General features: G+C 66.0%; 20 protein-coding genes. 9 read left to right on the forward strand and 11 right to left on the reverse strand.

Features of this window, described 5'->3' with window-relative positions:
* Positions 1 to 31: 31 nt before the first annotated feature.
* Positions 32 to 1,447: an aldehyde dehydrogenase family protein gene (locus tag DFO47_RS14165; protein WP_133832079.1), complete on the reverse strand. Its 1,416-nt coding sequence runs from the start codon at positions 1,445 to 1,447 to the stop codon at positions 32 to 34.
* Complete coding sequence (locus DFO47_RS14170; RefSeq protein WP_018761984.1) at positions 1,440 to 2,492, reverse strand: homoserine dehydrogenase; 1,053 nt, start codon at positions 2,490 to 2,492, stop codon at positions 1,440 to 1,442. Before DFO47_RS14170 ends, DFO47_RS14165 begins: the two co-directional genes overlap by 8 nt.
* A 289-nt stretch (positions 2,493 to 2,781) precedes the next feature.
* Between DFO47_RS14170 and DFO47_RS14175 the strand changes: the two genes are divergently transcribed.
* Together DFO47_RS14175 and DFO47_RS14180 are read left to right on the forward strand one after the other, a co-directional pair.
* Positions 2,782 to 4,221 (forward strand): amino acid permease, encoded by a 1,440-nt coding sequence (locus tag DFO47_RS14175; protein ID WP_133832080.1) that lies wholly within the window; start codon positions 2,782 to 2,784, stop codon positions 4,219 to 4,221.
* Between the two features lie 148 nt (positions 4,222 to 4,369).
* On the forward strand, positions 4,370 to 5,143 hold the full coding sequence (locus DFO47_RS14180; RefSeq protein ID WP_018761982.1) for an IclR family transcriptional regulator C-terminal domain-containing protein: 774 nt from the start codon (positions 4,370 to 4,372) through the stop codon (positions 5,141 to 5,143).
* A 15-nt stretch (positions 5,144 to 5,158) separates the two neighbouring features.
* Here DFO47_RS14180 and DFO47_RS14185 read toward each other — a convergent pair whose 3' ends face one another.
* From DFO47_RS14185 to DFO47_RS14195, 3 genes are read right to left on the reverse strand one after another with little or no spacing between them, the layout of a single operon-like run.
* Positions 5,159 to 5,935, reverse strand: a complete 777-nt coding sequence (locus tag DFO47_RS14185; RefSeq protein WP_166651729.1) for an IclR family transcriptional regulator — start codon at positions 5,933 to 5,935, stop codon at positions 5,159 to 5,161.
* A 30-nt stretch (positions 5,936 to 5,965) separates the two neighbouring features.
* Entirely contained in the window at positions 5,966 to 6,715 is a 750-nt protein-coding gene (locus tag DFO47_RS14190; protein WP_133832081.1) for a cyclase family protein, read from the reverse strand.
* A complete protein-coding gene (locus DFO47_RS14195; RefSeq protein WP_243835483.1) occupies positions 6,712 to 7,158 on the reverse strand; it encodes a hypothetical protein in 447 nt (148 codons plus the stop codon). Before DFO47_RS14195 ends, DFO47_RS14190 begins: the two co-directional genes overlap by 4 nt.
* Before the next feature lie 116 nt (positions 7,159 to 7,274).
* Between DFO47_RS14195 and mmuM the strand changes: the two genes are divergently transcribed.
* Together mmuM and DFO47_RS14205 are read left to right on the forward strand one after the other, a co-directional pair.
* Positions 7,275 to 8,216, forward strand: a complete 942-nt coding sequence (gene mmuM, locus DFO47_RS14200; protein WP_133832083.1) for a homocysteine S-methyltransferase — start codon at positions 7,275 to 7,277, stop codon at positions 8,214 to 8,216.
* Positions 8,217 to 8,301: 85 nt separating this feature from the next.
* Positions 8,302 to 8,652 carry a hypothetical protein gene (locus tag DFO47_RS14205; RefSeq protein ID WP_109863508.1) on the forward strand — a complete coding sequence of 117 codons (351 nt, stop codon included), beginning with the start codon at positions 8,302 to 8,304 and terminating at the stop codon, positions 8,650 to 8,652.
* 1 nt (position 8,653) lies between these two features.
* On the opposite strand, the gene DFO47_RS14210 is transcribed toward DFO47_RS14205, so the two are convergent.
* The gene (locus DFO47_RS14210) at positions 8,654 to 9,205 is read right to left on the reverse strand and encodes a dihydrofolate reductase family protein (protein ID WP_133832084.1); all 552 of its coding nucleotides are present in this window, start codon (positions 9,203 to 9,205) and stop codon (positions 8,654 to 8,656) included.
* A 220-nt stretch (positions 9,206 to 9,425) separates the two neighbouring features.
* Here DFO47_RS14210 and DFO47_RS14215 point away from each other — a divergent pair, with 220 nt between their 5' ends.
* Positions 9,426 to 9,866 (forward strand): hypothetical protein, encoded by a 441-nt coding sequence (locus DFO47_RS14215; protein ID WP_133832085.1) that lies wholly within the window; start codon positions 9,426 to 9,428, stop codon positions 9,864 to 9,866.
* Positions 9,867 to 9,877: 11 nt separating this feature from the next.
* Here DFO47_RS14215 and DFO47_RS14220 read toward each other — a convergent pair whose 3' ends face one another.
* Entirely contained in the window at positions 9,878 to 12,049 is a 2,172-nt protein-coding gene (locus DFO47_RS14220) for an EAL domain-containing protein (RefSeq protein WP_279586711.1), read from the reverse strand.
* Between the two features lie 172 nt (positions 12,050 to 12,221).
* A complete protein-coding gene (locus DFO47_RS14225; protein WP_133832087.1) occupies positions 12,222 to 12,491 on the reverse strand; it encodes a GlsB/YeaQ/YmgE family stress response membrane protein in 270 nt (89 codons plus the stop codon).
* Between the two features lie 203 nt (positions 12,492 to 12,694).
* Here DFO47_RS14225 and DFO47_RS14230 point away from each other — a divergent pair, with 203 nt between their 5' ends.
* Positions 12,695 to 13,558: an HAD family hydrolase gene (locus tag DFO47_RS14230; RefSeq protein WP_133832088.1), complete on the forward strand. Its 864-nt coding sequence runs from the start codon at positions 12,695 to 12,697 to the stop codon at positions 13,556 to 13,558.
* 3 nt (positions 13,559 to 13,561) lie between these two features.
* Here the strand turns inward: DFO47_RS14230 and DFO47_RS14235 are convergent, their stop codons facing one another.
* Complete coding sequence (locus tag DFO47_RS14235; protein ID WP_133832089.1) at positions 13,562 to 14,929, reverse strand: UDP-glucose/GDP-mannose dehydrogenase family protein; 1,368 nt, start codon at positions 14,927 to 14,929, stop codon at positions 13,562 to 13,564.
* Positions 14,926 to 16,080: a glycosyltransferase family 1 protein gene (locus DFO47_RS14240; RefSeq protein ID WP_026264643.1), complete on the reverse strand. Its 1,155-nt coding sequence runs from the start codon at positions 16,078 to 16,080 to the stop codon at positions 14,926 to 14,928. The genes DFO47_RS14235 and DFO47_RS14240 overlap by 4 nt, the downstream gene beginning before the upstream one ends.
* A gap of 255 nt (positions 16,081 to 16,335) precedes the next feature.
* On the opposite strand from DFO47_RS14240, the gene DFO47_RS14245 reads away from it, so the two are divergent.
* Both DFO47_RS14245 and DFO47_RS14250 read left to right on the forward strand, forming a co-directional pair.
* Positions 16,336 to 16,803: a PRC-barrel domain-containing protein gene (locus DFO47_RS14245; protein WP_133832090.1), complete on the forward strand. Its 468-nt coding sequence runs from the start codon at positions 16,336 to 16,338 to the stop codon at positions 16,801 to 16,803.
* 380 nt (positions 16,804 to 17,183) lie between these two features.
* On the forward strand, positions 17,184 to 18,500 hold the full coding sequence (locus DFO47_RS14250) for a DUF6350 family protein (RefSeq protein WP_133832091.1): 1,317 nt from the start codon (positions 17,184 to 17,186) through the stop codon (positions 18,498 to 18,500).
* A gap of 16 nt (positions 18,501 to 18,516) precedes the next feature.
* Here the strand turns inward: DFO47_RS14250 and DFO47_RS14255 are convergent, their stop codons facing one another.
* Entirely contained in the window at positions 18,517 to 18,948 is a 432-nt protein-coding gene (locus DFO47_RS14255; protein ID WP_133832092.1) for a hypothetical protein, read from the reverse strand.
* A gap of 39 nt (positions 18,949 to 18,987) precedes the next feature.
* On the opposite strand from DFO47_RS14255, the gene purN reads away from it, so the two are divergent.
* Positions 18,988 to 19,563: a phosphoribosylglycinamide formyltransferase gene (gene purN, locus DFO47_RS14260; RefSeq protein WP_133832093.1), complete on the forward strand. Its 576-nt coding sequence runs from the start codon at positions 18,988 to 18,990 to the stop codon at positions 19,561 to 19,563.
* Position 19,564 lies beyond the last annotated feature (1 nt).

A 19,564-nucleotide genomic window follows, 5' to 3' on the forward strand; every position in this document is an offset into this window, starting at 1 on the left:
TGTGGTTGTTGGGAACGGCGGGTGCACTCCGTCATGGGCGCTTGATGCAGACAACCTTGGGCTGGGTCATCTCCTCGTAGGCGAAACGCACGCCTTCGCGGCCCACGCTGCCGTACTTGGATCCCCCGAACGGCATGCCGTCGAAGCGGTAGTCGGACGAGTCGTTGACCATGACGCCGCCCGCCTCGAGGCGGGACGCCGCCTGCAGCGCTGTTTCCAGCGACCGCGTGAAGATTCCGGCGTGGAGGCTGAAGTCCACGGCGTTGGCCATCTCCAGCGCCTCGTCAAGGGTTGAAAACGGCTGGAGCATGGCCACCGGCCCGAAAACCTCCTCCATCCACAGCCGGCTGGACGGGCTGACTTTCTCCAGGACCGTGGGCTGGAAGACGTTGCCAATCCTGGTGTTTCCCGCGAGGACGGCAGCCCCGGCGGCGACGGCCGTTCCTATCTTTGCCGTGAGCTGATCCACGGCTGCGCCAGTGATCATCGGCCCCATGTCGGTTGCTTCGTCGTCCGGGTCACCGGATACGAGGTGCGCCGTCGCATGCAGGAAGTCGCGGCGGAAATCCTGGTAGCGGGATTCGGCGACAAGGATGCGCTGCACACCCACGCAGTTCTGGCCTGCCGCCCAAAAAGCGCCCGAGACGCAGGCCTCCACGGCAGCGTCGATGTCCGCGTCATCCATGATGATCACCGGGGCATTCCCACCAAGATCCATGGAGAGCTTCTTCAGGCCTGCGGTCCTGGCGATGGCTTCGCCGGTGGAAAAACCGCCGGTGAAGGACACCATGCGGATCCCGCGGTTTGCCACGATCGCCTCCGCAACGCCCCTGTCCCCGTGGACCACCGTAAGCACCCCGGGCGGCAGGCCGGCTTCGGAAAGGACCTCCGCCAGCAGTTCCGCGCACAAAGGCGTCAGGGCGGATGGCTTGAGGATGACGGCGTTTCCTCCCGCGATGGCGGGCCCTACTTTGTGCACTACCAGGTTCAGGGGATCGTTGTAGGGCGTTATGGCCGCGATGATCCCCAGGGGTTCGCGGGAGAACCAACCCGTGCGGTCCTCCGAGCCCTCATAGGAATCGAAAGGTATGGTCTCGCCGGCGTTGCGGCGGGCCTCAGCCGCGGAGAGGCGCAGGGTGTTGACTGCGCGCAACACCTCCTTGCGTGCCTGGCGGATGGTTTTTCCGCTTTCGGCTGTGATGGTGCGGGCAAATTGCGTGCGCCGTTCCTCGATCTTCGAGGCGGCGCTGTCCAGGATTCTTCCCCGGGCATGGCGGGACATCGCCCGCGCCTGCCTCGCTCCGGCCCGGGCCGACGCGACGATCGCGTCCACGGATTCCGGTTGGGCCATGGCGACTGTCCCCACCACCCGGCCATCGTAGGGGCTCACAACGTCGCGGAAGACGGCTGATTCGGCGCCAAGGGGTGCAATCACCGATTCACGCATCTGCAGCCACCTGGTTCCGTGCACCGTGCATGGCGATGATGTCCGACAGGAGGGCGAACGCAGTCTCCACCCGTCCGGCTCCTGGCCCTGAAACGGTCACTGGACCGAGGAGGTTGGTATTGAACGAGACGGCGTTATTTGCGCCGGACACTCCCGCGAGGCCGTGGTCCAGGGGGAGGGCCGCGGGGGATACCGAGGCGCTGACGGTTCCGTCCGGGTTCCTCCGTGCTGAGCCCACGAGTTTCCAGCGGCGGCCCTCGTTCCTTGCGTTGCTGAGGTCCTCCGGGGTCAGGGACGAGATACCTTGGCGCTCAACGTCCGCCAGCCGAAGGTCCGCGCCGAGCAGTTCGTTGGCCAGGATCAGGACCTTGAGCTGGACGTCATAGCCGTCGATGTCGGCCGTGGGATCCGCCTCGGCATACCCGCGCTCCTGGGCTTCCCGGACCGACTCCTCGAACCCGAGGCCTTCTTCCATCCGGCCCAGGACATAGTTGCTGGTGCCGTTGAGGATGCCCTCGAACCCGTTAAGGGCCAGACCGGGAAACAGTTGTTTGGCGAAGCGGATGACGGGGGTCCCGCTCATGACCGCGCCTTCGAATTCGAAATGCAACCCGTTCCGCTGTGCAAGTCCGGTGAGTTCGGCACCGTGCAGGGCGACAGGGCCCTTGTTGGTGGTGCAGACACTCTTCCCCGATTCGAGGGCCCACCGCACATGCGAAGCGGCCGGCTCCCCGGTTGCGGGGTTGGTGAAGGTCGCCTCGCAAATGATGTCGGCGGAACACGTCCTGATGACGCGCTCGTTGTCCGGGTCCGCGGATCCTCCGTGCGCTGCGAAGGTCTCCTCCGCCGGGTTTATCCGCAGGGCCATGTCCATGTCGATTCCGCCGTCCCGGACCAGGGAACCGAGCCGAAGGTCCGTGATGGCCACAACCCGCAGGCCGAAGCCCAATTCACGGTTGAGGTCATCGCCCCGGTTTGCGATCAGTTCGGCCAGCGTTCGGTTGACGCCGCCGAACCCGATCAATGCGATGTCGTAGGTGGTCATGGTGCTCCTTTGATGTGGTGGTTTGGTGTTCCCATCGTGGCCCAGGCCGCTGTCCGTCGGGACATGTCCAAACGCACTATCGGGCGGCCATATCGACCATTGGAGAACCACATCGACATCCGGCGTAATTGCGGATGCGTGCAACATTCGCAATTTCATATGATTTTGATGACTAAAACTTCCTTTTCGTGTTACTTTCGTCACTGTCGACGCGCTAACAGCTCCTCTCGGACGGGCCATCCGACCGCGGCCGTCCTTCCTTCCTACCGTTCCCCACTGGAGGCATCTCTTGGAATCTTCGACCCCCCTAACCCTCAAGCCGGAGCCGGGTGCACCGCCGGCCACAGAGTCGGGCCTGCGCCGCTCCATGGGACCCCGGCACCTGGTCATGATCGCCATGGGCGGCGTGATCGGTTCCGGCCTGTTCCTCAGCTCGGGATACACCATTTCCCAGGCCGGCCCCCTGGGCGCCGTGCTTGCCTACCTCGTGGGCGCCTTCGTGGTCTATTTGGTGATGGCCTGCCTGGGTGAGCTCGCCATTGCGTACCCGGTGTCCGGCGCTTTCCATATCTATGCTGCGCGGTCCATCGGTCCCGCCACCGGATTCGCCACAGCCTGGCTCTACTGGTTGTGCTGGGCCGTTGCCATCGGATCCGAGTTCACCGCCTCGGGCTTGCTGATGCAGCGGTGGTTCCCCGGCGTTGACGTGTGGGTTTGGTGCCTCGTGTTCGCCGCTACGCTGTTCGGACTCAACGCGGTGTCGTCCAAGTTCTTCGGTGAGTCGGAATTCTGGTTTGCCATCATCAAGGTAGGCGCCATCATTGCGCTCATCGTCCTTGGCGGGGCGGCCCTTCTGGGCTTCCATCCGCTGAGCGCATCCGGCGCCCATCCTTTCCTGTTCGAGAATTTCAACACCGACGGCGGGCTGTTTCCCAACGGGTTTACCGGCGTCCTCGTGACCGCGCTCGCAGTCTTTTACGCCTTCTCCGGCTCCGAGCTGATTGGTGTGGCGGCGGGCGAGACGAAGGACCCCGCCACCAGCATCCCCAAGGCGATGCGGAGTACGGTTATCCGCCTCCTGGTGTTCTTCGTGGGTGCCATCGCTGTCATTGCGGCCACCATTCCGTACCAGGAAGTTGGGCTCGACGAGAGCCCCTTCGTTACCGTGTTCACGGCGACCGGTGTCCCGTTCGCCGCAGACCTGATGAACTTCGTCATCATTACGGCGCTGTTGTCTGCCGGCAACAGCGGCTTGTTCTCATGCGCCAGGATGCTCTATTCCCTCGCCGACGAAGGCCACGCACCGCAGGCACTGAAGCGGTTGACGGGGCGCGGCATTCCCATGATCGCACTCTCGGTGAGCATGCTCGGCGGCCTGGCCTCACTCATCAGCAGCGTGGTCGCCCCGGAGTCGGTTTACCTGGCGCTCGTCTCGGTTGCGGGCTTCGCCGTGGTGGGGGTGTGGATGTCCATCACAGCCTCGCATTTCTTCCATCGACGGTCTTTCGTCCGGAACGGCGGCGACGTTTCCACGTTGCCATACCGTGCCCCGCTCTTCCCGGTGGTACCGGTCCTGGCGTTTTCCCTCTGCGTACTTTCCCTCGTCGGCATCGCTTTGGACCCGGCCCAAGTCGCGGCGCTGTACTTTGGTGTTCCTTTCGTGGCCGTCTGCTACGGCTATTTCCACTTCAGGTACGGACGGAAGTCCCGGGCTGACAGGGCAGACTAGCGCAAAAGGTCGTATTGGGGCCTGATGAGGACAGCTGAACCACCAGCACCGGGCCCCGCCTGTTGGGCGGGGCCCGGTGCGCTTTGGGGCCGTGAAAGCCAAGCCCGTGTGAGGATAGGGTGGTTGCCGGTCGGAAGGAGCAGTAAGCGTGGATAACTCCCCTGAGGCGTCATCCCTGGCGCAGGGGCTGCGGATCGTGCGCCTGGTGGTTGACCGGGAAAAGGCCGGCAAGCAGCTCTTAGGCGTCTCGCAACTGGCCGCCGAACTGGATATGGACCAGAGCCGCGTCTCCCGCCTGACTCAGGAGCTCTGCGACCTTGGCCTGCTGGAGCGGCGCGAGCGGGGCCCGTTCCGGGTGGGAAGCGGCTTCTTCAGCCTTGCCGCCACACTTAACACCGGTTGGGTACGGGACGCGGGAGCGGAACTCGAGACCCTGGTGGCCTCCACGGGGCTGCGTGCCCGGGTATCCGTCCGTGACGGTTACCGGGCCATCCTGCTGCTGGCGTCCAGCAACGATTCGCAGGCCGGCAGCTTCGTCCAGCCCGGCATGGTCACCCCCGTCTGGTGCACGGGAGCGGGGCGGGCCCTGCTGTGGGACCATAGGCGGCGAGGTTTTGAGGCGTTGCTTGCCGACGTGAACTTCGTAGGGGTCGGAGGCCCCGGAGCCCCGCATTCCAGCGCGGAGGCCTGGGAGCTGATGGCCAGGGACAAGCCCAAGGGTTACGTCGTAGCGGCCGAAGAGTTCGAGCACGGCATCACTGAAGTGGCCGTACCCATCCGCGATCCGGAGGGCGGCATCCTGGCGTCGCTCAGTGTGCTGGGTGGCCGTGCCGATGTTGACGGCCGGGCCGGGGAAGTGGCGGATATCCTCGCCGGGGCCGCAGACAGGCTCGGATCCGGCCGTCTCCCCGTGCCCCGGTAATGCCGTCCGCAGGGCCTACGGATGGTCGTTCGGCGAATGCCCTCCGAGCATGGCTTCAAGCCATTCACCTTCGCTTCGGAGCGCCTTTGCATGTTCGGCTTGCCTGGGTTCGATGCGGCTTTTCAGCCCAACCACCTGGAGCGCGGCCACGACTCCACCCCTGAAATCCCTCACGGGCACGGCCAGGGAGTAGAGACCCGGTTCGGCTTCCTCGTCGACGACTGAATAACCGCGCAGACGTGCCATCCTTAGGCGCTCCAGGAATTCCTCAACGTTGGCCGGAGTGTTGGGGCCGTGCTGTTGGAAAGTTACGCCCGCGAAGATCGTACGGACTGCGTCATCGGAGGTTTCCCAAAAGAGCGCCTGCCCGGCGTCACTGCAGTAGGCAGGGTAGGGCCGGCCCAGCCAGGACCCCACCATTCTGCTGCTGGCGGGGATGCTTTCCCCCACAGTCACAGTGCTGTTGCCGCTGAGAACCCCCAGGAAACACCCCTCGTCGGTCTGGCCCGCAAGGTGGTCCAGCGCGGCCGCCCCGTCCGAATGCAGCCGACGGCGGGTCAGCAGATGGGCGTCCGTCAAGACACTCCAGTCCAAGGCAAAAGTGCGCTGTGGCGTCCGCTGCAGGAAACCCTCCTGCTCCGCTGTCCGCAGGCTCCTGGAGACCTGGCTGCGGTCCTTGCCGAGGTCTGCGGCGATCTCGGCCACCGTGCCGCCGGGGAGGCCGCGCGCGTGGCGCTCCCCGGCCGCCAGGACTGCCATGATTCCCCGCCCCATGCTTGTTGTCCTCAACATGGTCCGAGTCTAGATGACCCTTTGTGGCGGTCAGGAGATGGCGAAGACGCGGGCGGGAAAGCCGCTGCCTTCGCGTGGCTTTGCCCAGCTGGCCACCACCACGGCCCCGGACTCCGGGAGCCCGGCCAGGTCCGCCAACAGCTCTATCTGCCAGCGGTCCTGGGCGAGGATATAGGTTTCCAGGGCGAAGTCTCCCCGGGACGTTGCCAACCCCGGGTCCGTATCCGTCTGCTCGTGCCCGACAGCCGAGACCGAACGTTCCTCGATCAGGAAGGAAAGCACCTCCCGGGACCAGCCCGGTGTATGGCTCACGCCGTCTGCATCCCTGTTGGCCATGGCCTCCCCGTCCGGCCACCGCCGGCTCCAGCCGGTCCTCAGGGCGACGAAGGATTCTGCGGGTATGGTTCCGTTCCGGTCCTCCCACGCCCGCACATCCTCCAAGGCAGGGGTGGCGTCAGGATCTTCCTCAACGCGCCGGGTGATGTCCAGCACCACAAGGGGCAGGATCATGTCCTGGACCGGAATCCGGTCGAGGGTGCGGCCCCCGCGGATGAAGTGGGACGGGGGGTCCACATGCGTTCCCCATTGCCCCACGATCGAATACCGGTGGGCCGTGAATCCGTCGCCTTTTTCAAGATCGAAAAGCGCTTCCCGGCTTTCGTCCGGAAAAGCGGCGAAACGGGGCTGGCCCGGGTGGAAGGCGTGGGTGAGGTCCGTAAACGTCCTGCCTGCCAGCGCGGACTGCAGTGCCGGCCAAGCGGCGGTGGTGGTGAGGGTCATGATGCCGCCTTTGAAGGAGTTTTGCGGTGCAGTCCTCCGGCAACGCTGAGTGGGCCGGTCACCTCGATGACGGGCAGTTCCCACGGGTGGATGGCCACAAGTTCCTGCATGGCACGCTCCAGGACGGAATCGTCCAAGGCGGAATCAAAATAGGTGGTGAAGACGAACGTAGGCGAAAGCGTTTGCTCGCCTACCCGGCCGAGGGTGGGCGTCGCCCCCTCGCCGCAGGAGAATCCCTCGAACCCGATTCCGGATTCGAAGACGTGCTTGTAGTTTCCGAAATCACCAAGGTCGGGAAACTGTTCAACGGCCTTCAGGAGTTTTGCCAGCCCTGGATCCTGCTGGACCGCGTCAGCGTTTCCGGCTGCGATGCGGCTGAAGGTTTCGGCGCTGATGGGCCAATGGACCCGCAGCTTACGGACGCTGTTCAGGTGCACACTCACGAAATTCTCCTCTGGGGTGGTCATCAATGCAGTCATGGTGACACAGAGTGATATTCATTACAAGCATGTAAACTTGTCTATAATGAGTAAAACCGCATAAATCGACCGGAGTTGCGATGCCTCACCGTCTTTCCCTTGCCACCTCGCTTGAAGGCAGGACCCTAGTCTCCGATGGCGCCCTCGCCACCGAACTTGAAGCGCGCGGCTGCGACCTGAACGATCCGCTGTGGTCCGCCAAGGTCCTCCTGGAGCAACCCGAACTCATCAGGGACGTGCACCGGGACTACTTCGCCGCCGGGGCGAACATCGCAACCACCGCCAGCTACCAGGCCACGCCGCAAGGATTTGCTGCCCGGGGGATCGGCCGGCAGGAGGCCTTGGACCTTGTTGGTTTGTCGGTCCGGCTCGCGGAGGAGGCCCGGCGGGAGCACCTGGCGGACCACCCTGACGCCCGTCCGCTGCTCATCGCTGGATCGGTGGGTCCGTACAGCGCCTACCTCGCAGATGGGTCTGAGTACCGCGGAGATTACGTCCTCAGCCCTGCGGAATTCCGTGCGTTCCACGGACCCCGCATCAACGCCCTGGTTCAGTCCGGCGTCGACGTCCTGGCCTGTGAAACGCTGCCCTCCTTCGCCGAGGCGGAGGCCTTGCTGGCGCTCACTGCGGAAGCCGGCGTCGAGTCCTGGTTTTCCTTTACGCTGCGCGACGGCGCCAGTATCAGCGACGGCACACCCCTGACGGACGTGGCCAGGCTTCTCGATATGCACCCTCACGTTGCCGCACTCGGGGTCAATTGCGTGCCCCTGCACCTGGTGGCTCCGGCACTCGCAGCCTTGCGGCAGTACACGGACAAGCCCCTGCTGGCTTACCCGAATTCCGGCGAAACGTACCACGCGGACACCAAGACGTGGGGTGCGCCCGGAATCGGCGGGACGCCGGACGGGGCACCACAGGACCTCGCCGGCGGAGTCCCTGCCTGGCGCGAAGAGGGTGCCCGGATCATCGGGGGTTGTTGCCGGACAACTCCGGGTGACATCGCCGCCGTCGCCGCTTTGTAGTCGGCCGGGCACGGTCCACTCGCCCGCGCCCGGCCGGGGAACACCACACCCTCCCCGCATGTTAAACCCTGTGGAGAGACCAATCATGGACAGCAGAACGTACCAAGCACTCGTTGTACCGGCCAACAACGCCGAGCCCATCCGCATGGAGCAGGTGGGAGCGGAGCCGCAGGCCCTGGAATCCCTGGTGGACGGGCCCCTTGAATCCGTGATCCGCGGCGACTGGCACGTGTACCTGAACGCCGAAAGCGTGGCCATGCTGCTGCCGGTGAATTTCCGTGCAGGCCAGCTCATGCACGAATGCGGCCTGGACCTGGACGGGATCCGCGGCACCGCCGTCTTCCTCGGCCGCGGCGAACACGGAACCGAAGCGGACGTACCGGAACACCTGCCCCGGCTCGCGGAGGAGCTGTTCGGGGCACGGCTGGCGGCATGACCTAGCCGGCGCGGACTCCGTACGTGCTGAGCACGTTCCCCTTGCTGGTCCGGGACTGCTCCTGCAGCTCCAGGCGGGTCAACGGGTCGCCGTCCTCAAACAGGCGGCGGCCGGTGCCCGCAATGACCGGGTGGGTCATCAGTTGAAGCGAATCCAGCAGCCCGGCAAACAGCAGCTGCCGCACCACGGAGATGCTGCCGCACACGGCGATCTCACCGCCTTCGCGCTCCTTCAGGGCCGCCACGAAGTTCTCGAGCGGTGCATCCATCAGCCGGGAGTTCTCCCACTCCAGCGGCCCCGCCAGTGTCCGCGACGCCACGTACTTCTCCACGGGGTTGATGAAGGCGGCAAAGTCCTGGTCGGCGGAGGCGTTGGGCCAGTAGCCCGCCCACTCCTGGTAGCTGACACGGCCCAGCACCACCGTGTCCACGGTGTTCATCATCCGGGTCAGCCCGTGGCCGAGTTCCTCATCGAAGCTGTCGAACTGGAACTTGAATGGTTCTGACACCACCCCGTCGACTGAGTGGAACAGGCCGGCAGTGACTTTGCGCATGGGTCCTCCATTGATCGAGTGGTCAGCCCTACGCTATGTGTCCGGAGGCGCCGGGCGGAAGGGTTCTGCAGGGCTTCTTCGGCCCGGAAATCCGTACGACGCCGGGCGGCCGGGTTAGTTTGGTCACTCGCCGTGGCGTCTTGCGCAGTTTCGCACGGGCCGGGCCCCATACTTGTCTTGAACGGCCTTTGCCGTCCCCGGGCCAGGCAGGAGGAAGTGCATGGAAACCCTGAAGAAAATCGTGACCAACCAGTATTTTCCTGCCGGATCCGTGCTGGCGGCCGTGCTGCTCTTCTGGGTGGTGGGATTGCTCGGCGGGCTGTCGCTGCTGAACAACAACCAGCCGCCGCTGACCACCCTGACCTGGCTGCTGTTCGTCTACTCCGCTGCAGTCCTCAGCCCCGTCGCCGGACTGGTGGCCGGCATCGACCTGGTCCGCCGCTGGCGCCGCAACCGCGCCGCCGCTCCTGAAGCCCGCACGGAATTCGAGGCGGAGACCTTCAGCGGTGAGGCACCGTCGGAATCCACTACTGCGCCCTCCGCCGTGCCTGCGGGCCCAGCGGAGGCAGATGCCGTGACGCCTTCTCCCGCTGCGGCGCAAGCCTCACGCCCTCCTCTGCCCGCGAAGAAGCCGCGGCAATCCGGCCGGGAAGCGGCCTAGGCCTTCCCGCCCTAACGTCCTTTCAAAGCATTGAGCGCCTCTTCGGCGTGATGCAGGGCCGGTATCAGCCGGTCGCCCGGCTCCGGCAATGAGAACAGGTAGCCCTGAAGGGAGTCGCAGTCCAGGGCGGTCAGATAGTCTGCTTGCGCCGCCGTCTCGATCCCTTCCGCGGTGACGGTCAGGCCCAGGCTGTGGGCCATGTTGATCATGGAGCTGAGGATCGGCAGCCGCTCGTTTCCGGTGCGCACCATTGAGACAAAGGTTTTGTCGATCTTGACCGTGTCCACGGGCAGGTCCTGCAGCCGGCCAAGCGAGGAATACCCAGTGCCGAAGTCGTCCAGCGCCACCCGGGCGCCGGCGGCGCGCAGGGTTCCCAGCTGGTCGATCAGGTCGCCGTCCGCGTCGAAGAAGACACTTTCGGTGACTTCCAGGACAAGCTGGTAGGGGGCCACCCCGCTGGCTTCCGCGAGCCTGAGGACCGTCCCGGCAAAGTCCCGCTCCTGCAGTTGGACCCCGGAGACGTTCACGGCGAGCGACCGGGACGGATCCTCGCTCAGCCAGCGCGCCAGCTGCACCATGCCGCTGGCCATCACCTCTGCTCCGATCTCGTTGATCAGGCCGGTGCGCTCGGCGAGCGGAATGAAGATCGACGGCGGCACCCGTTCACCGCCGCGGTCCCACCGGGCCAGCGCCTCCAGCTGGACTACCTGCCCCATGCGGTGCGAAACGATCGGTTGGAAATCGACCGTGATCTCGCCGCGCGGAACCGCCAATTGCAGGCCGCTTTCCATGTGCGTCCGCTGCACCAGCGCCTGCATCATGTCCGGGTGGAAGCGCAGGAAACGGTTCTTGCCCGCAGCCTTGGCCGCGTACATGGCGATGTCCGCGTGCCTGAGCAGTTCGGAGGGACCCACGCTGTCCTGCCCCAGGGAGGCAAGCCCCAGGCTCAGGCTCGGACGCAGGACGGTGCCACCGATGGTCACCGGCACATGCAGGCAGCGCACAATGCACGCCGCGATCTCGTCGGGGTCGGGGCAGGCCGTCAGGAGCACCACGAATTCGTCGCCGCCAAGGCGTGCCACCACGTCCGCCGTGGGTGTACAGCCGCGGAGCCGGCGCGCCACCTCCACCAGCATGTCGTCGCCGGCCTGGTGGCCAAGGATGTCATTGACCTCCTTGAAGTCGTCCAGGTCAAGGAGCAGGACGTCGACCGTCTTCAGCCGTGGCTCCGCCAGCGAGTTGGCCAAGGCCTCGTTGAACACCGCCCGGTTGGCGAGCCCGGTCAGCGGGTCCTGGAAAGCCATGGCCCGTAGCTTCTCGGCCTGTTCCGCGAGGTCCTTCAACGCCTGGTGCACCTGTTCCTGTGCCTTCCGCCGGGGCGTCGCATCCCGGAAACTCCACACCCGGCCTACGATCTTCTCACCCACCCGTTGCGGGCGTGAGTACCGTTCAAAGGTCCGCCCGTCGAGCAACTCGACGACGTCGTGGCTTTCGGCAGACGGGTCCTTCTGGACCTCGTTCAGCCGGGCCGTGAAGGAAACAGGGTCGGCCACCTGGGCCATCACCACCCGGACCGCAGGCTCCTCGCTGTCCGCTTCCAACAAGGCGGGCGGGATGCCCCACATGGTGAGGAACTGCTCGTTGAATCCGGCCACACTGCCATCAACGCCCATCACCAGGATTCCGTCCGCCGTGGATTCCAGGGTGGCCGTGAGCAGTGACATGGCTTCGCGAAGGCTTTCGTTGGTGGCTTGGCGGTGTGCTGTGCCCCGGGCGGAGAGCAGGAGGCGTGCTCCGGCAGGGCCGGTGTCCCCGGCAGGAATGAGGGCGGGATCGGACCGCGGCCCGGCGGGGAGGACCGCAGCGGCAACCTCCAGGGGGAACTCGGATCCATCGCTGCGGAGGCCCGCGATCTCACGCGGCGGCTGCGGTTGGTCGGGGTGGGCCAGGAGCTGCCGGAACAGGTTCGCCACCTCACCGCGGAATCCTTCGGCGATCAGGGGCCGGTGGTCCAGGCCGGCAAACGCGTCCTGGGGCAACCCAAAGAGCCGGGCCGCAGCGGCGTTGGCGCAGAGAACCATGCCGTCGGCGTCCAGTGCCAGGAGGGCGTCCGGACTGGCATTCATGGCCGCGCCAAAAATTTGTAATGCCACATCATTGCCACGGCCCGAAATACCGGTCATAACACCACCCCTTGGCCATCATAAAGGGCAGATCCCCAAATTGGGCGGCTCACCGGCAAAGCTGTTGGGCGGGTTTCCTTTTTGCGGATGCGTTCTTCGGGAACGTGAAAAGGCGCCGGTCTCCTGCGCAGAGTCCGGCGCCTTTTTACTGATGGTAAAGACGGTGGTGCGGCTATGCCCTGCGGCCGCTGCGGTTGGTGATTGCTCCGTAGACCAGCAGCACGATGATCGAGCCGAGGATCGCCAGCAGCCATGTCCGCAGGTCGAAGAATTCGGCCAGTCCGCCGCCGAAAATCAGCGATCCGATCCAGCCGCCCAGGATGGCCCCCACAACTCCGAGAACCAGGGTTACCACCCAGCCGCCGCCTTGGCGGCCCGGAAGGATGGCCTTGGCAATAGCGCCGGCGATCAGGCCCAAAATGAGAAATCCGAGAATGCCCATGTTGTCACTCCTTGTCAGTAAGTTGTGCCGGGCCCCCATTTCCGGTTCCCTTATTCAATCAGCAGGCTTATTTGTTAGGCAAGGCTTTGAATATCACAGGATGGCTGTCACTTAAGGCGGAACTGGCCACCGTAGTCCACCCTGGTGAACCAGGGGCCGGGGATAGGATTTGGATGTCCCGCAACTGACGAAGGAGCCCAGGCATGCCAAGCCAGACCGCCAGGCCGCGTGCCGTGTTCCTCGACATCGACGGTACGTATGCGGACCACGGCCTGGCCCCGGATGCCCATGTGGACGCGGTCCGGACCGCCCGCGGGCTGGGCCATCTGGTGTTCGTCTGCACCGGGCGCCCGCTGTCCATGGTGCCCGGCCACATCCTGGACGCCGGCTTCGACGGGACCATCACCGGGGCCGGTGCCAGGGTGGAAGTCAACGGTGAGGTCCTTCGGGACCAGCGCTTTGAGCCGGACCTGGCGGCGCTCATCGTGGAAACCCTCGATGCCCACGGGTCCGCCTACATCCTGGAAGCACCCGAGGCCCTGCACGGCCGCACCGGCGTGGACCGGCGGCTGAGGGAGGTCCTGGGGCCCATCTTCGCCGGCCGCCCCCGGCACGATGGAATCCTCAGCACCGACGTTGATCCGCTGGAGGACATCCTGGGGCCGATGCAGTACAGCGACGACCTCCGCAGCACCTCCTATGCCAAGATCTCGGTCTTCGATTCGACGGTCCCGCTGAGGCGGCTGATGGATAAGCTCGGTCCCGGCGTCGGGCTGATCCCCAGTTCGCTCTCGGCTCTGGGAGACCGCGCGGGGGAGATCTTCATGGCGGGCACGCACAAAGCGGTGGGCATCCAGGTGGTGGAGGCCCGGCTTGGCCTCCACCGGGCGGACATTGTTGCCATCGGTGACAGTGCCAACGATATTGAAATGCTCGAATACGCCGGGGTGGGCATTGCCGTCGAAGGCGGCCACCCGGCAGTCCTCGCCGTGGCCGACAGGACCACCGCCGGACCGGCAGGGGCAGGTGTCGCGTTGGCGTTCGCCGATCTGGGGCTCCTGGGCTGAACCTCAGCCGGCCGCAGCTGCGGCCATGACCGCGGCGGACGTTCCAAGCCCCCGCACGGTCCAGCCGTCTGCCTGCCATGCCGCGGCGTCCAGCACGTTCCGCGCGTCCAGGACCGCCCGGCGTCGGACCAGCCTGCCGGTGGCGGCAGGGCAAAGCTGCCGGTACTCGTCCCATTCGGTCAGCAGCAGCACCAGTTCGGCGTCCTGGAGTGCCCGCCTGGTGGACACCTCGAACCGGAGCCCGGGGTAGCGGCGCCACGCGTGGTTCACCGCCTTGGGGTCCGTCACGGTAACGTGCGCGCCGGCGGCGGCCAGCCGGTCCGCCACGTCCAGGGCGGGGGAGTCGCGGATGTCATCCGTGTCCGGCTTGAAGGAGGCTCCGAGCACTGTGATGGAACGCCCTGCCAGCGAGCCTCCGCACATAGCCGCTGCCAGGCCCACCGTGCGCGCCCGTTGGTCCAGGTTCACCGAGTCGACCAGGCCCATCCAATCCTCCACGGCAGGGACGCCCAGCGCCGCGGCCTGGGTCCGGAAACTGCGGATGTCCTTGGGAAGGCAGCCTCCGCCGAAGCCCAGGCCCGCGTGCAGGTAGCGGCTGCCGATCCTCGGATCCAGCCCCATCGCTTCGCCGAGTTCGCTGACATCGGCTCCCGCGGCGTCGCACAATTCGGCGACGGCATTGATGAAGCTGACCTTGGTGGCAAGGTATGCGTTCGCGGCCGACTTGATGAGTTCCGCCGTGGCAAAGTTGCAGACCAGCCGGGGGATTCCGGCGCGAAGCAGCGGTTCGTAGACGGCGTCCAGTGCCGCCGTCACGCCCAGCGGCGCGCCGGTGTCGCGGTTGAAGGCGGTGGCCCGGCCCCCTTCCACGCCGTACACCAGCCGGTCCGGCACCAGGGAATCCTTGACGGCGGTTCCCTGCCGCAGGAACTCGGGATTCCAACCCACCAGTACGTCAGGCCGCGGCGCCAGCACACCGCGGAGCATGTCCACGGTGCCCACGGGCACGGTTGATTTGCCAACGACGACGGCGCCCGCGGCCAGGTGCGGCAGCAAGGCTTCCGAAGCGGAGACGAGGAAGGTGAGGTCGGCGGCGTCGGACGTCTTCTCCTGCGGCGTCCCCACGCACAGGAAGTGCACCTGCGCTGCCTTGGCCCCGGCGGGGTCGGTGGAGAAGCGCAGCCGGCCGGTGGCGAGGCCGTCCCGGAGGAGCTCATCGAGTCCGGGCTCGTGGAACGGTGCCGCGCCGCTGGACAGTTGCGCCACCTTGCGGGGATCGACGTCGATGCCCACCACGGTATGGCCCATGGAAGCCAGCGTTGCAGCGTGGACTGCTCCGAGGTAACCGCAGCCGATCACGGAGATTTTCACAGGGTTGCTCCCTTGCTGTTGACCGCCGTTGCCATCTGGACGTCCGCGATGACGTCGGCGTAGTGCTGCACCAGTTCGGTGCAGAGGGCGGGCCAGGTTCGGTCCTGTACGGAGGCGTGTGCGGCGGCGGCGAACGCGCGGCGCTTGGCATCGTCGCCCATCAGGTCCTGCACACGGGCACGCATGGCGGACAAGTCGCCCGGCTCGTACAGCCAACCCGTCCGTGAATTCTCGACCAGATCCAGGGGGCCGCCCCGGCCCGTGGCCACCACCGGCACGCCCGATGCCATGGCCTCCTGGATGGTTTGGCAGAAGGTTTCGAACTCGCCCGGATGGACGAACAAGTCGAACGACGCCACGGCGCGTGCCAACTCATCACCGCCCAGGAATCCCGTGAAGGCTGCACCGGGAAGCGCGGCTTCCAATGCGGCCCGCTGCGGCCCGTCGCCCACCACCACCAGCTTCGAGTTGGGGAGCCCGGCCAGCGCGGCAAGGTCTTCCACCTGCTTTTCCACCGCGAGCCGGCCGACGTAGCCGATGATCCGCTCGCCGCCGGGGGCAACCGAAGCCCGCCACCCGTCGTCGCGCTTTCCCGGCGAGAACCGCGCGGTGTCCACCCCGCGGCGCCACATCCGCACCCGGGGGATCCCCCGCCCGCGCAACTGGTTCAGCGCGAACGTGGACGGCACCAGGGTGCGGGTGGCCAGCAGGTGGATGTTCTCGACCCGGTTCCAGGCCCAGTTCTCCAGGAACGGCACTCCGTACCGGGCGGCGTAACTGGGAACCTCGGTCTGGTAGATGGCCACCGACGGAATGCCGAGCTGATGGGCAGCCTGGGCGGCCCGCCAGCCCAGCACGAACGGCGAGGCAAGGTGCACCACGTCAGGGGCGTACTCGGCAAGGATTCGCTTGACCCGGTACACACCTCCCAGTGCCACCCGCACGTTCGTGTATCCCGCCAGCGGAACCGCGGGAAGCCGGTGGACCGCAGCGCCCTTGACCCGTCCCGGCGCCTGTCCGTCATGGGCGGACGGGGCGATGACCAGGACGTCGTCGCCCCGGTCCTGGAGGTGGTCCAGGACCCGCAGGATTGAATGGGTGACGCCATTCATCAGCGGCAAAAATGATTCGGCAACGATTGCGATCCTCACCCTTCAACCGTGGGTGGCCGCCTTGAAATGGCGGGGGAGGGGGCATGACCCGCAGGGAAAGGTTGGGTGAACAGCTGCCCCCTCAACCAGGAAAACTACTAAGTAAGCTTGGCATTTGATGCTAAGCATGCTTACGTTAAACGGGTAGCCAGCACTAGCCTCAAGCAGCCGGGGCAGGGGCCGGACACCGGGGTGACCCGGTGCCCGGGCTCCGGGCTGGCAAACCCGGTACAAAGACACAACCAAGGAGACGTCATGCTCAACAGGGAAAACCTCGAAAGCCTGCTTGCCAAGGGCGGCAACGTCGTGGGTACCGATGGGGCGAAGATCGGCTCGATCGGCCAGCTGTACGCTGACGACGACACGGGCGAGCCCACTTGGGTCACCGTCAAAACCGGCCTCTTTGGCACGTCCGAGACCTTCGTCCCGGTCGAAGGGGCCCGCAGCGAGGGAGAGGACCTGGTGATCCCGTTCACCAAGGAGCACGTGAAGGACGCTCCCCGGGTGGACGCTGACGGCCACCTCACCCCTGAAGAAGAGGACCGGCTGTACACGTACTACGACCGCGGCGCACGGACGTATTCGGAAGCCCGGACCGGCATGGACTCCGACGCCGGAGACGTGGACCTGCAGGGCGACGCCGACCTGAACGCCGGCACCCCCACCGCCGGAATCAGCTCCGAACGGGACACCGCACCCCGGCTTCGGAAGTACGGCCACTGACCTGGCCCCTTTGGCAGTGAACGGCGCCGGGAACCTTGGGGGTTCCCGGCGCCGCACCGTTAAGCGCTGGTGCAACCACGCTGTATGCCATGGGTGCACCAGCCAGTAGGACGAATATCGTCAGAACTTACGGTTCATCTCTCATTCGCGGCTCCTGTTTCCCGGTTTACGGATCCGGGTCATTGGCCGGCGCGGCAAATGTCCGGCGCCGAAACACATCGCACTGCGCCCGGGTGGGCGGGTGTTGGTTTAGATACCAATTTTACGGCGAGGCCCTTGGAAAAGCACCGGTCGCATCCCCACTTGATTGTTCACCCAGTGCCGCCGCGGAGCCTGTCGTTCGCGGGCAGGAGGCACCCGGCGTGACACCATGGAAGACGATGAAACTGCGTGCTGATCAGACCGGAAACCGTGGCCTCCCCATGCCGTTGTGGCTGCAGGGCGCCCTTGAAACAGCACAGGCGGCCGTCATTTCCGCGCTGGTGGTGATAGCCCCCATTGTCGCCGTCTGGGCCACTGCGGGTTTCCAGAACGGGCAGTTCGAGGTATTGGCCCGCTTGGCCGGCCAGTCCTGGCTCCTGGTCCATGGCGTGCCACTGGAACTCACGGGAGCGGGGCCGGCCCCGGCAGCTCATGCCGGCTCGGACATCCTGAACCTGATTCCCCTCGGCCTGACCCTGATCCCCTTCCTGCTGGCCTGGCGCGCCGGCCGCCGCCTGGCCCTGGCCTCCTACACCGACCAGCTATGGCAGGCCCTGCTGGGCTCATGGCTGGTTTACGCCGCCTTCGGTGCAGCCACCGGTTTCGTGTGCCGCAGCACCGACGTCGTCATCAATCTCTGGTATGCCATGCTGGTGCCGCTCATTCCCTACGGACTCGGCATGGTGATCGGCGCCCGCAGGGAAGCAGGCTCCTGGAGCCGGCTCATCGGCGTCGACGCGGTGGACTGGATTTCGCGCACCAGCCAGCACTCCCGCTGGGCGGGCTCATACTTTGGCTCTGCCGCGAAGGCCGGCTTCGTGGCCGTGGTGTCGGCCCTTACCTTGGCCGCAGTGCTGCTGGCCGTGGACCTGTTCATCCACTGGAACCTCGTGGTTTCTGTCTATGAGGCGCTCGACGCCGGTCCGGTAGGAGGCGCCGCCCTCACCATCGCGCAGCTCGGATTCCTGCCGAACCTGGTGGTTTTCGCCCTCGCCTGGACCTCAGGCGCCGGTTTCGCCATGGGCGTGGGGTCCCAGGCGGGGCCGCTGGGCACCGCGGTGGGGCCCATGCCATCCGTTCCGGTCCTGGCGGCCATCCCGTCCGGCCCCATGGACTACGCTTTCGTGGCGTTGCTCGTACCGGTGCTGGCCGGCGTCGTGGCCGGGTGGTGGTTCCTCCGGGAAGGGGAGAACCACTTCGACGAATGGCTCGCCATCAAGATCCATGCACGCTGGTTCACCGCCACCGTTTCCACCCTGGTGCTCGGGGCACTCACCGGGCTGGCCGCCGGGGTGTTGACGATGTGCCTTTCCTGGGTGGCGAGGGGGTCCGCGGGAATCGGCCGACTAACGGATATCGGACCCGACCCGCTCTGGACCGGCCTGTGGGTGGCGGCCGAGGTCGGCATCGGCGTCGTCATTGGCTACGCGGCCGGGCCGTGGCTGGAACGTGAGGAAAGCGGGGCCGCGGAACGGGACGCCGAACTCGTCAGCTAGGCGCTTCGCCGGCGCGCTAACCCACTTTGGTGGGTAAGACATTTTGGAACTGCGTCACGCACGCATTAGTCGCCCGGTCCGTCAGCGCCCGTCCCATGCATCCTTGGTAGTCGCGCACCTGGTTGAAGAAGACCATGGCGGTCACGAGCAGCGGCACCATGACCACGGCCATCACCAGGCCCGAGATGGTGCCAACCAGGACCAGTTTGGATTCCTTCAACCGGATAGCCCTGACCAGCAGGGAGATCCCCAGGGCCAGGCCGGCTGCCGTGAGGACAGTTGCCAACCACAGGTAGTTGACGTCCAACTGGTAGACGAACAGAGCGCCGAGGACCGAAACCAGGAACATCCGGAACAGGGCAAAGGTCTTGGTGCGGGAGGCCTTTGCTGCCTCGCTGAGCGGGGGTTTGGCCTCTTGCTGGACGCCCCGGCCCGGTTGGCTGTTCATGTTTTCCAGCGTACGCGAGCGTGCACCTAAGCTGGACCAATGCGTATCGTCGTCCTCGTCTCTGGCACCGGGTCCAATCTCCAAGCAGTCATCGACGCCGTCAAGGCGGGGGAACTCGGCGTGGAAATCGCCGCGGTGGGGGCCGACAGGGAGGGGACCTTCGGCGTCGAACGTTCCGCCGCGGCAGGCATCCCCACGTTTGTGGTGGACTTCAGGTCGTACCGGGACCGCGCAGACTGGAACGCCGCCCTGACCGAGGCCGTGGCCGCCTTCAAGCCGGACGTGGTGGTGTCCTCCGGCTTCATGCGGATCGTCAGCCCCGAGTTCATTGACGCATTCAAGGGCAGGTACCTGAACACCCACCCCGCCCTGCTGCCGGCCTTTCCCGGGGCCCACGGCGTACGGGATGCCATGGCCTACGGCGTGAAGGTGACCGGCTGCACCGTGCACTGGGCCGACGCCGGCGTTGACACCGGGCCCATCATTGCCCAGGAGGCTGTGACCATCGAGGACTCGGACACCGAGGAGACGCTGCACGAGCGCATCAAGGTCGTGGAGCGCCGGCTGCTGGTGTCCACCCTGGCCGCCCTCGCCGCAGACCCCTCGTACGCGTAGC

The sequence above is a fragment of the Arthrobacter sp. AG258 genome (genome assembly GCF_004364695.1).
Lineage (GTDB): Bacteria > Actinomycetota > Actinomycetes > Actinomycetales > Micrococcaceae > Arthrobacter.

Excerpts from the sequence above, each read along its gene's own strand:
- purN (WP_133832093.1), top strand. The coding sequence starts at position 18,988 with ATGCGTATCGTCGTCCTCGTCTCTGGCACCGGGTCCAATCTCCAAGCA.
- DFO47_RS14165 (WP_133832079.1), bottom strand. The coding sequence starts at position 1,447 with ATGCGTGAATCGGTGATTGCACCCCTTGGCGCCGAATCAGCCGTCTTC.
- DFO47_RS14215 (WP_133832085.1), top strand. The coding sequence starts at position 9,426 with ATGGAAACCCTGAAGAAAATCGTGACCAACCAGTATTTTCCTGCCGGA.
- DFO47_RS14210 (WP_133832084.1), bottom strand. The coding sequence starts at position 9,205 with ATGCGCAAAGTCACTGCCGGCCTGTTCCACTCAGTCGACGGGGTGGTG.
- DFO47_RS14185 (WP_166651729.1), bottom strand. The coding sequence starts at position 5,935 with ATGTTGAGGACAACAAGCATGGGGCGGGGAATCATGGCAGTCCTGGCG.
- DFO47_RS14250 (WP_133832091.1), top strand. The coding sequence starts at position 17,184 with ATGAAACTGCGTGCTGATCAGACCGGAAACCGTGGCCTCCCCATGCCG.
- DFO47_RS14245 (WP_133832090.1), top strand. The coding sequence starts at position 16,336 with ATGCTCAACAGGGAAAACCTCGAAAGCCTGCTTGCCAAGGGCGGCAAC.
- DFO47_RS14225 (WP_133832087.1), bottom strand. The coding sequence starts at position 12,491 with ATGGGCATTCTCGGATTTCTCATTTTGGGCCTGATCGCCGGCGCTATT.
- DFO47_RS14190 (WP_133832081.1), bottom strand. The coding sequence starts at position 6,715 with ATGACCCTCACCACCACCGCCGCTTGGCCGGCACTGCAGTCCGCGCTG.
- mmuM (WP_133832083.1), top strand. The coding sequence starts at position 7,275 with ATGCCTCACCGTCTTTCCCTTGCCACCTCGCTTGAAGGCAGGACCCTA.
- DFO47_RS14205 (WP_109863508.1), top strand. The coding sequence starts at position 8,302 with ATGGACAGCAGAACGTACCAAGCACTCGTTGTACCGGCCAACAACGCC.
- DFO47_RS14230 (WP_133832088.1), top strand. The coding sequence starts at position 12,695 with ATGCCAAGCCAGACCGCCAGGCCGCGTGCCGTGTTCCTCGACATCGAC.
- DFO47_RS14220 (WP_279586711.1), bottom strand. The coding sequence starts at position 12,049 with ATGACCGGTATTTCGGGCCGTGGCAATGATGTGGCATTACAAATTTTT.
- DFO47_RS14255 (WP_133832092.1), bottom strand. The coding sequence starts at position 18,948 with ATGAACAGCCAACCGGGCCGGGGCGTCCAGCAAGAGGCCAAACCCCCG.
- DFO47_RS14170 (WP_018761984.1), bottom strand. The coding sequence starts at position 2,492 with ATGACCACCTACGACATCGCATTGATCGGGTTCGGCGGCGTCAACCGA.